The sequence below is a fragment of the Kribbella hippodromi genome, assembly GCF_039531045.1.
GTDB lineage: Bacteria > Actinomycetota > Actinomycetes > Propionibacteriales > Kribbellaceae > Kribbella > Kribbella hippodromi.
On the sequence record NZ_BAAAPH010000004.1, the window covers coordinates 235,110 to 244,881 of the forward strand.

Sequence of the window (9,772 nt, forward strand, 5' to 3'; positions counted from 1 at the left end):
TACTCAGGTAAAGCAGCAGTTCTCGGCGAATGTCTTGAGGAAAACTCATGAAGCGCGTACCGTCGCGGCGGTGGGCGACGGCATCGAGAAATTCAGTCTCCGGCAGCTGCGCTACTTCGTGACGGTCGCGGAGGCGGGCACCATGGCCGCTGCGGCCGAACGTCACCACATCTCCCAGTCGGCGATCTCGCTGGCCGTGGCGCAGCTCGAACGCGGCCTCGGCGTACAACTGCTGCTGCGACGCAAGTCGCGGGGCATCGCGCTCACCGACGCCGGCCGGCGACTGTTGCCCGAGGCCCGTACTTTGCTGGCGCATGCCGGCGAGGTGCAGTCGACCGCTCAGAGCATCAGCCAGAGCGTCAGCGGCGAGCTGACCGTGGGATGTTTCCCGACCATCACGCCGTTCGTGATGCCGGACATTCTGCGACGGTTCCCACAGCTCCATCCGGAGGTGGTGCTGCAACTCGCCGAGGGGTCGGTGAGCGAGCTGACCGATCGCTTGCTGGAAGGGACCTGCGAGGTCGCGTTGATGTACGACCTCGGCGTCGGCGCGGACATCGCGAAGACCTTGCTGTACCGCGTCCGGCCGTACGTTCTGCTGGCCGAGGATCATCCGCTCGCCGACGACCGGCCGATCCGGCTCGCCGACCTGCACGGCGAGCCGATGGTGATGCTCGACATGCGACCGAGCGCGGACATGTTCCGCTCGGTGCTGGCATCGGGCGGGGTCGAGCCGGACGCACGGTTCGTGTCGGCCAGCTTCGAGTCGGTTCGCTCACTGGTTGCCAGTGGGGTTGGGTATTCGTTGCTGTTGCAGCGTCCGGCTCCCGCGTTCACGTACTCGGGTCCGGGGCTGGTGTACCGGGAGATCGCGGACGATGTGCTCGAGGTTGACGTGATCCTCGCGCACGCCCGGGACGCGCGGCCGACTCGTCGCGCCCGGGCGTTCAGCAAGTACTGCGTCGACACGTACGCGACGGGTTAGAGGTGCTTCCGGGGTGCTTCAGGCGGAGGCGCCCAGGGCGCGGCGGGCGGCGGCGGTGAGTGCGGTGAGGTCGCCGGCGACAACAACCGCGGCGACATGACCATCGGGCCGAATCAACCAGACTTCACCAGGTTTCGCATCCAGAGCACGCGCGATCACCCCATCCCTGTCCACGTCCTCCAGCCGCAACACCACACTCGGCGCCGCGGTTGCCGCTGACAGCGTCCGCGCGATCTCAGTCGTGCCCGCGCCGACCACCAGCGCGAGCAGCCCGTCGCGTACGAGCTGCCGCAACCGGCGTACGTCCGCTCGCCCCTCGACGCGAACCGGCGCGTCCGGAACAAGCACGCCAGGCACCACCCCCGGACTCTCACCCCGCGGCGGCCGCCCACCGAACACCCGCTCCGGATCATTGGTCGTCAACGCGGAATCCACGTACCAGAACGGCTCCGCGAATCTCCCACTGTCCACCCGCCCACGCGCCTCGGCATTACTGACCGCCGCATCAAGAATGCTTCGCCGCAGCTCCTGCTCAGCACGGTTCTGAGGTACGAGAAACCGCATCGTCCGGCTCGCGACCTCCAGGTTCTCCGCAGCCGCCGCACCTCGCTCACTGCCGTAACTGTCCAGCAACGCGTCCTGCGCCCAGCCCTTCAGGACGAACGCCAGCTTCCAAGCCGCGTTCTCCGCATCGGCCACCCCGGAATTGAGTCCCCGCGCACCGAACGGCGCCACCAAATGCGCGAAGTCACCCGCAAGCAGTACCCGGCCGACCCGCATCCGATCCACCTTCCGCGCATGGAACCGGTAAACCGACTTCCACACAATCTCGTAGGGCCGATCACCGATCACCTGCCGGATCCGGGTCTCCAGCCCACCCCGCGCAATCTCCGCCTCCAGGTCGAATCCGGCCGGGACCTGCCAATCGATCCGGTACGTCGAATCCGGACATGGATGGATCAGCACCTGCCGCCCCGGGTTCCACGCCGGATCGAAATAGAACCTTCGCTCGGACTCCCAGCCCGGGAGCTCCGCGCGGATGTCACAGATCAGGAAGCGATCGTCGAACGTCTGCCCGTCGAAGGTGACGCCGAGCAGCTCGCGAAGATCGTTGCCCTGAGCACCAGCGGCCACCACCACGTACGGAACACTGATCCGTCGCGCACCGGCGGAGGTGTCGCACCGCAGCTCGACCTGATCAGCGTCCTGCTGAAGATCGACGACGTCGTGGTCCCAGCGGACGTCGATCAGCGGCTGCGCGGCGATCAGCTCGTCGAGCACTTCCTCGGTGTGGCACTGCGACACGTTGACGAAAGCGGGCAACGGTGAATGGCCGCGGTCGACGAAGGACCAATGGAACAGCTCGCGGTCGCGATAATAGGTGCGGGCCGTGGTCCAGGTGAGGCCGTCCTGGGCGATCCGGTCCGCGCCCAGGCTCGACCAGATGTCGAGGACGTCCCGCTGCTGGCAGATGGCTTTCGAGCCGACCGCCGATCGGTGCGGACGCTTGTCGAGGACGGTCACCGGGATTCCCCAGCGGGCCAGCAACAAGGCAGTGGTCTGACCGACCGGTCCGTTGCCGACGACCGCGACCCCCGGCCCAGCCGCGGGGCTCATCCTTGGAGCTCGTCCCAGACCTGGCGGTCGCGTTCGGCAGTCCAGATCCGCGGCCAGGAGATGCCGTTCAGCTCGTCCCACAGCCGGGCCACGTCGAACGGCAGGCAGTGCTCGAAGATCGGCCACGCCCCGTACGCGGGAGCGAGCGCCGCATGCGTCAGCTCGAACGCTTCCTTCAGCGAACCGCCCCGAGCGTGCACCTCGCCGGCCTTCGCACGCATCACCAGCAGGAACTCGCGGGTCTGCTCGATCGCCGCCTCGACCGCGGCCCGCCCGCGCGGAACCGCGCCCCGGCCACCGACCAGTACGTCGGCCCCGAACGCCTTGACCCGGTCCAGCGTTGTGGTGGACCAGTCGGCATGGAACGCATCGCCGGTGTAGAGCGCGGCCTGCGCCTCGACCAGGTCACCGGCGAAGAGCACCCGCTCTCCCGGCAACCACGCGACGATGTCGCCGGCGGTGTGCCCGCGACCGCAGTACTGGAGGACGAGCTCGCCCCGGTCACCGCCCAGGTCGATGGTCAGCGAATCGCCGAAGGTGAGATCCGGCCAGGTCAGACCGGGCACCGAGCCGGGATCGCGGAACAGCCGGGGCATCCGGCCGAGCTCGCTCGCCCAGTCCTGCTGACCACGCTCGGCGATCAGGGCGCGGGTGTTGTCGTGCGCGATGATCGTTTCGGCCCCGAACGCCGACGCGCCGAGCACGCGGACGGCGTGGTAGTGCGAGAGCACGAGGTACTTCACCGGCTTGTCGGTGTGCTCGCGGAGCTTGGTCAGCCAGTCCTGTGCCGCGACCGGAGTGGCGCGCGCCTCGAACGCGACCACGAAGTCCTCGCCCTCGATGGCGCCGACGTTCGGGTCGCCCTCGCTGGTCAGCGCGTACACGCCGTCGGCCAGGATCTCCAGCGTCTCCACCTTCGCGGCGACATCGGCCGAGGAGGCGAACGGTTTGGTTGCCATCAGGGTCCTTTCGTCCCGGCGGCCCGACTACGCGCCGCTCCTTGGCGCTCACTGTGACAGTGGGCCGCTTATCCGGAAAGGACAAGAAGTTGAGAACCTTGATAAGTTGAGGCTATGAAGCCGGTTCGGTTCTCGCTACGGCAGCTCGAGCATTTCGTCGCGATCGCCGAGGCCGGGACGCTGAGTGCCGCGGCCGAGCGGTTGCGCGTCTCGCAGCCCGGCCTGTCGCAATCCCTGACCGAGCTCGAACGGGCTCTCGGCGCGCGGCTCGCCGTCCGCAGGAAGGCGCACGGCGTCACGCTCACCCCGTCCGGGCGTCAAGTGCTCGGCGAAGCGCGAACGTTGCTCCGCCGGGCCGAGGACCTGGTCAGCATCGCGGCCGGTGGGCAGGACCTCGTCGGCACGCTGACGGTCGGTTGCTACGTCACGCTCGCGCCCACGGCCCTTCCCGCGCTGCTGGAGGAATTCAGCGACCTGCACCCCGGCGTCCACGTCGACTTCGCCGAGGACACCCAAGACGTGCTGCAGCGCCGGCTGATGAACGGCGAACTAGACCTCGCGATCCTTTACGACATGGAGATCGAGCCCGAGCTGGAGCGCGCGGTGATCGACATCCGGCGGCCGTACGTCCTGCTGCCCGCCGGCCACCGGCTCGCGGACGCGCCCACGGTCGCGCTGTCCGGCCTCGCCGAGGAACCACAGGTGCTGCTCGACGCGCCACCGAGCTCGCAGAACACGCTGGCGATCTTCAAACGGTTCGGAATCACGCCGGTGATCAAGTACCGCCCGACGTCGTTCGAGCTCACCCGGGCGCTGGTCGGCAGCGGAATGGGGTACGCCCTGCTGGTGCAGCGCCCGGCGAACGATCGCACGTACGACGGAAGCAAGGTAGTGATCAAGGAGATCGCGGAACCCGTCGACGACGCCCACGTCCTCCTCGCCTGGTCCCCCGCCACCGGCTTGAACCGCCGGGCCGAAGCATTTCTGGCCATGTGCACGGACCGCCACGCGGCACGAACCACCGGCCCGGCCGGCACAAATCAGTAGCCCTGAGCAACCAACCTCAGTTCCTGGTGGGGTATGCGGCGTCTACCTCGACTTCGACCAGCCAGCCGGGGACCGGGAGGTTTTCGATTTCGAGGGCGAAGCGGGATGGGCGGGACTTGTTGACGACGAACGGTTTGGTGGGTGGGGCGGTGCCGAGTGGGACCGGGACGTACCGGCCGGTGGTGAGGTCGGTGTTGGCGAAGTACTGGCGGTACGCGCGGTTCCAGCCGGCGAAATCGGCGACGGTCGCGCCGGACGGGTTCTGCAGGAAAACCCGCATCGTGTACACATCGGCGTACGACAGCCCTGCCGCAGCGAGGTTTTCACCGATCCGCCGGAGCACGTTGATCCCCTGCACTTCGGTCAACGTGACGCCCGCGGGCAGGGTGCCGCCCGGGAAGATCACGGTGTCGACGTACGAGGCCTCCGACCCGGCCGGTGCGCCTGTGTTCAGTGCCGACGGACCGATCCCACTGGTCTTGTAGACAGCTGTGTTGGCACCGATCCCGACACCGCTCGCGATCATCGGGTTCGCCTGGCCGGCCGGAAGTGCGGGGACGACCGTACCCGGTTTCGGCGGCCGCGGTTTGTCCCACCACCCAGATGCTGTCCCGGCGCCCGCGGTGAACGAAACGACCAGGGCAACGACCCCTGCGATCATGCGCGTCCTCATCGGCCCGCCGCCACTCGGCTGTGCAGTGCGGTCACGGTTGCCCGCGCCGACGTCATCGCCCCGTGCTGCCAGGCGATCGCATGTGATAGATGATCACCAGCGAAGTAGATGTTGCCGGTGGCATCGAGCAGCCGCGCGTAGATACCGTCGGTCTGGGAAGGCCAGCTGACCCAGGACGCCTCGGAGTACCGGGTGGCCATCCAGTTCACCGAGAACGCCGCCCGGACGTCCTTGGTGTAGACGTCCCCGTGGATCTTCGCGCCCTGCGTCAAGGCGCGTTCGAGCCGGGCGGACGGTTTCAGGGCGCCGTACGTGTTCGCGTTCGCACCGGTGTTGTAATAGCCGATCACCGTTCCGCGGTCGCCATGGAAGTTGTACGACGGATACCAGGTATTGACCGTGTCGAGGGTGCTGTTGGTGATCCCGCCGTAGATCCGGTGGTCCTCCTCCCACCAGCGCCGGTCGTACTCGATCCCGATCTTGCCCGCGTTCGTCGGCCGGGCGTACCGGAGCGCCTCGACGATCGGGGCCGGCAGGTTGGACGGAACCTTCGCGGCCAGGTGCGGCGGCAGCGTACAGATCGCGTAGTCCGCGGTGATCGCCCGCGTCCGGGCACCGCTCCGGTAGCTGATCTCGACGCCCGCGGACGTGTTCCGCAGGCCGGTCACCTCCGCGCCGTACCGGATCTTGTCCTTGCCGATCGCCTTCTCGAACGCGTACGGGATCCGGTCCATCCCGCCGACCGGCTGGAACATCATCATCGCCTGATCCCAGCCGAACTCGAACGAGAAGTAGTTGCCGACACCGCTGGCGAAGACATCGCTCAACGCGTACGGTGCGGCTGTCGTACCGCCCTCCAGGCCCGCGCCCGGATCGATCGTGTACCCGCGGCGGCCGTCGGTTCCGGTGTACGCGAAGCCGGACGCCTTGTTCCCGATCGAGCCGAAGCCGCTCAGGAATCCGATCAGCGCCTGCTTGTCGGTCTCGGTCAGCCGTGCGTCGAGCGCGCCCTGGTCGGTCGCGGTCGCGAGCAGTTCGGCGACGTACCCGTAGACGTCCGCCTTGGCGGTGCGGTGCCGGATCGCCTTGTTCGAAAGGGCTGTGCTGCCTTCGCGATAGAGGTACGCGTCCGCGTTCTGGTTCACGAACGGTTCGATCGCGACGCCGAGTTCACGGCAGTAGTCCAACGTCACGTGGTGCTGCGGCAGCCGCCCCGGTCCGGCGTTCATGTACTGGCCGGGCGAGAACGTCGCGCGCTGGGTGTTCCCGGCCAGATCGGTCTCGACGGTGCCACCGCGGACCGTCCAGTTCCGGCCGCCGGGGCGATTCCGCGCCTCGAGGAGCGTGACCCGGTAGCCGGCTTTGAGCAGTTCGTACGCCGAGGTCAGTCCGGCGATCCCGGCACCGAGGACGACGATGTGCTTGTTCCGGCCGTTGCGTTCGGCCGGCGTCGGGGCGGCGTACGCGGGCGTCTCGGCGCTGCCGGCAAGACCGAGCGCCGACATCGTGGAGTACAAGACCCCGGCCCCACCGGTGATCCCGACCTGCTGCAGAAACTGACGTCTGGTCTGCGCCATGCCATCTCCTCACTGGGCAACAGATTGCTGACCAGAAAGGTAAGGACATGATGTTTTCGGTGCGTGTCGGAACCATGACGTCTCGGCACGCGTACCGACAGGTATGTTACGGGTTGACGAACATTACCGGAGATTGCGCCGGCGGAGGGCGACCAGCCCGGAACCCGCGAGCAGCAAGGCGATCGCGACCATCGACAGCACCGGAGCGGCGCTGAACCCGGCCACCGGCAGGCCAGGAGTTTGCGCGTATGGCGAGATCTTCAGAATCGACGTCGACACACCGGCAAGCTCGACCGCGAACTCGAGGTCGGCCCTTCCGCGATCTCCGGAGCGGTGAAGTACCTGATCCAGGTCGGCATGGTCGTCCGCGAGCGCGAGCCGGGCCGGCGGCGCGACCACTATCGCGCCCACCAGTCGTCCTGGTTCGACGCGGTCGCCTCCAACCTCAACGTGTTCGAACGGTTCGAGGCCGGGGCCGGCGACGGGGTGGAGGTGTTCGGCGCCGGCACCCCCGTCGGCGACCGGCTCGACGAGGTACGCCGGTTCTTCGCCTTCCTGCGCGAGGAGGTTCCACTGCTGCTGGCGAAGTGGGAGGCCCAAAACGCTGATCAGAACGCCGGCCGGAAGGGCCCGGGTACGAGCTGAATCCGAGCTGAAACGACCGGCCCGCGACCGGGTCGACTCAGCTGTCGGCCTCCTGGGCCGCGGCGGCGATCGGCTCCAGGTCCGTGATCAGCTGATCGAGTTCTTCGGCTGAGAGAGTGTTGTACGGCGGGGCAGCCAGTTCGTCGGTGAGCGCTTCGATGCGGGCCTTCGTCTCCCGGCCGGCGTCGGTGAAACCACCATCGGCATCCACAAGACCCCGGTCGCGCAACCCATCGACGACGGCGGCCAGTTGCGCCTTGGGCAGATGATGAATCCGGCCGAACTCCTCCGCCCGCATCCCCAATGCAAGCGCCATCAGCACATGCGACTCCGTACCACCGATGCCATGAGCAACAAGTGCGATGTTGTGACCGTCGCCGCGATGCTCCCGCAACAACGTCGCCGCATGCCAGAGCCTCGCCAGCGGGTCCTCGGGTATAGCGATCGCACGAAGTCCCGCGTACAAGACCCGCCCTTCGACCGGCGCGCTCACAGCCGCTCGGGTCGCGACATCGGCTGCCCTTGTCAGCTCAGCGGAATCAGCCAGCGAACCGATCGCTGCCCGCAGCGCGGCTGCGCTCCCCCGCTCACGCACCGCGATCGCCTCCTCGGGCGTCACCTTCCCCCAGACCCACGGGATATGCCGCGCCACCTCACCGTCCGCGAAGTTGTAGAACACCGCATGCACCACCTCAGCCGACGCCATCCCCAACGGCGCGGCCCGCCCCGCGAAGTACCCGTCCCAGTAGTTCCGCATCCCAACCGCGAGGAACTCCTCGTTCGGTATCTCGGAGAACGTCACCGTCGCAATCGGCTCGATCAGCTCGAACATCCGGTGGATCTTCGCCTGTGAGTGCGCCATCCTCAGCTCCATCTCAACTCCCGGCCACACCCTCGCGAGCAGCCTCTAACCCTGCAACGAACAGCCCAGCCCGTATTCGACATCCACCGAATCCGTTCAGCTGCCTTCGATGGTGCCACCGGGACCACGCTGGCCGGCGCGACGCGAACGGGGACGCAGGTGCAGGGGTGCAGGGGTAGGCGGTGCAGAGGTAGGCGGCGCACGGGCAGGCGGCGCACGGGCAGGCGGCGCACGGGCAGGCGGCGCACGGGCAGAGGTGCAGGTGCCGGGGTGCAGGTGCCGGGGTGCCCGGGCAGGGGTAGGCGGTGCACGGGCAGAGGTGCAGGGGTGCAGGTGCCGGGGTGTAGGGCGGGTTGCTGGGCGAGCGCTCTGAGGTGGAGCGGGATGCGAAGCGTGCTGTTACATCACCCAGCGGCGGAAGCCGGATTCGGTGTTGATTGTTTGGCCGGTGATCAGGTGGCTGTCGGCGGAGGCCAGCCAGCGGACTACGCGGGCGATTTCGTCGGGGCGGGTCCAACGGCCGGAGGGGAGGGCGCGGCCGACGGTTTCGGCGAGTTCGGGGGTCGCCCAGCCGGTATCGACTGGGCCGGGGTTGATGGTGTTGACGGTGATGCCTCGGTCGATCAGCGCGTCGGACAGGGTGAGGGTCATCTGCTGGATCGCGCCTTTGCTGATCGCGTACGGGACCTCCTGGCTCATCGGCGCCAAATGCTGCCCGGAGGTGAACATGATGATCCGCCCAGCACCACGCTGCTCGTCGTACGCGGCCGCGAACGCCTGCGCCAGGAGCACGCTCGCCCGGGCGTTGACCGCCCACGTGAGATCGAGTTCGGCCGCGGTGACCTCGTCGAGGGTGTGATTCGAGCTGCGAGCGTGGTTGGCGACGACGACATCCACCGCCCCGAACGCCTCCACCGCAGCAGCGATCACCTGAGCCGGCGCACCCGGTTCCGCAAAGTCCACCGAAACATGCCGCAACCGTTCACCAACTGCCGCGCCAGCCATCCCAGACCGCCCCGCCCCACCCAGCACCTCGCTAACCCCGGCCTGATCTGCCCCACCCAGCACCTCGCTGACCCCGGCCTGATCCGCCCCACCCAGTACCTCGCTGACCCCGAGCTGATCCGCCCCGCCCGGTGCCTCGCTGACCCCCGGTTGGTCCGCCCCGCCCCGTACCTCGCTGACCCCCGGTTGGTCCGCCCCGCCCCGTACCCCGCTGACCCCGGCCTGATCCGCCCCACCCAGTACCTCGCTGACCCCGGCCTGATCCGCCCCGCCCCGTACCCCGCTGACCCCGGCCTGATCCGCCCCGCCCCGTACCTCGCTGACCCCGAGCTGATCCGCCCCGCCCCGTACCCCGCTGACCCCGAGCTGATCCGCCCCGCCCGGTGCCTCGCTGACCCCCGG

The 9,772-nt window shown here is 68.2% G+C and carries 10 protein-coding genes; 3 read left to right on the forward strand and 7 right to left on the reverse strand.

Features of this window, described 5'->3' with window-relative positions; genetic code table 11:
- Positions 1–70 precede the first annotated feature (70 nt).
- Positions 71–985 (forward strand): LysR substrate-binding domain-containing protein, encoded by a 915-nt coding sequence (locus ABD260_RS08035; RefSeq protein WP_344232731.1) that lies wholly within the window; start codon positions 71–73, stop codon positions 983–985.
- A gap of 18 nt (positions 986–1,003) precedes the next feature.
- On the opposite strand, the gene ABD260_RS08040 is transcribed toward ABD260_RS08035, so the two are convergent.
- Complete coding sequence (locus ABD260_RS08040; RefSeq protein ID WP_344232732.1) at positions 1,004–2,602, reverse strand: FAD-dependent monooxygenase; 1,599 nt, start codon at positions 2,600–2,602, stop codon at positions 1,004–1,006.
- Complete coding sequence (locus ABD260_RS08045) at positions 2,599–3,561, reverse strand: MBL fold metallo-hydrolase (RefSeq protein ID WP_344232733.1); 963 nt, start codon at positions 3,559–3,561, stop codon at positions 2,599–2,601. Before ABD260_RS08045 ends, ABD260_RS08040 begins: the two co-directional genes overlap by 4 nt.
- Before the next feature lie 114 nt (positions 3,562–3,675).
- Here ABD260_RS08045 and ABD260_RS08050 point away from each other — a divergent pair, with 114 nt between their 5' ends.
- On the forward strand, positions 3,676–4,608 hold the full coding sequence (locus ABD260_RS08050; RefSeq protein WP_344232734.1) for a LysR substrate-binding domain-containing protein: 933 nt from the start codon (positions 3,676–3,678) through the stop codon (positions 4,606–4,608).
- A gap of 16 nt (positions 4,609–4,624) precedes the next feature.
- Here the strand turns inward: ABD260_RS08050 and ABD260_RS08055 are convergent, their stop codons facing one another.
- The 3 genes from ABD260_RS08055 to ABD260_RS08065 form a co-directional block, all read right to left on the reverse strand.
- Complete coding sequence (locus ABD260_RS08055; RefSeq protein ID WP_344232735.1) at positions 4,625–5,269, reverse strand: Rid family hydrolase; 645 nt, start codon at positions 5,267–5,269, stop codon at positions 4,625–4,627.
- 8 nt (positions 5,270–5,277) lie between these two features.
- Complete coding sequence (locus ABD260_RS08060) at positions 5,278–6,858, reverse strand: flavin monoamine oxidase family protein (RefSeq protein ID WP_344232736.1); 1,581 nt, start codon at positions 6,856–6,858, stop codon at positions 5,278–5,280.
- Positions 6,859–6,981: 123 nt separating this feature from the next.
- Positions 6,982–7,137 (reverse strand): LPXTG cell wall anchor domain-containing protein, encoded by a 156-nt coding sequence (locus ABD260_RS08065; protein ID WP_344232737.1) that lies wholly within the window; start codon positions 7,135–7,137, stop codon positions 6,982–6,984.
- A gap of 54 nt (positions 7,138–7,191) precedes the next feature.
- Between ABD260_RS08065 and ABD260_RS08070 the strand changes: the two genes are divergently transcribed.
- Entirely contained in the window at positions 7,192–7,503 is a 312-nt protein-coding gene (locus tag ABD260_RS08070) for a hypothetical protein (protein ID WP_344232738.1), read from the forward strand.
- A gap of 37 nt (positions 7,504–7,540) precedes the next feature.
- Here ABD260_RS08070 and ABD260_RS08075 read toward each other — a convergent pair whose 3' ends face one another.
- Together ABD260_RS08075 and ABD260_RS08080 are read right to left on the reverse strand one after the other, a co-directional pair.
- Entirely contained in the window at positions 7,541–8,365 is an 825-nt protein-coding gene (locus ABD260_RS08075; RefSeq protein WP_344232739.1) for an SCO6745 family protein, read from the reverse strand.
- A gap of 399 nt (positions 8,366–8,764) precedes the next feature.
- Positions 8,765–9,772, reverse strand: a 1,008-nt coding sequence (locus ABD260_RS08080; RefSeq protein ID WP_344232740.1) for an SDR family oxidoreductase, incomplete at its 5' end; no start/stop codon positions are given.

Bases quoted from the DNA above. Each gene is read 5' to 3' on its own strand.
- ABD260_RS08040 (WP_344232732.1), bottom strand. From the start codon at position 2,602: ATGAGCCCCGCGGCTGGGCCGGGGGTCGCGGTCGTCGGCAACGGACCG.
- ABD260_RS08045 (WP_344232733.1), bottom strand. From the start codon at position 3,561: ATGGCAACCAAACCGTTCGCCTCCTCGGCCGATGTCGCCGCGAAGGTG.
- ABD260_RS08050 (WP_344232734.1), top strand. From the start codon at position 3,676: ATGAAGCCGGTTCGGTTCTCGCTACGGCAGCTCGAGCATTTCGTCGCG.
- ABD260_RS08055 (WP_344232735.1), bottom strand. From the start codon at position 5,269: ATGATCGCAGGGGTCGTTGCCCTGGTCGTTTCGTTCACCGCGGGCGCC.
- ABD260_RS08060 (WP_344232736.1), bottom strand. From the start codon at position 6,858: ATGGCGCAGACCAGACGTCAGTTTCTGCAGCAGGTCGGGATCACCGGT.
- ABD260_RS08075 (WP_344232739.1), bottom strand. From the start codon at position 8,365: ATGGCGCACTCACAGGCGAAGATCCACCGGATGTTCGAGCTGATCGAG.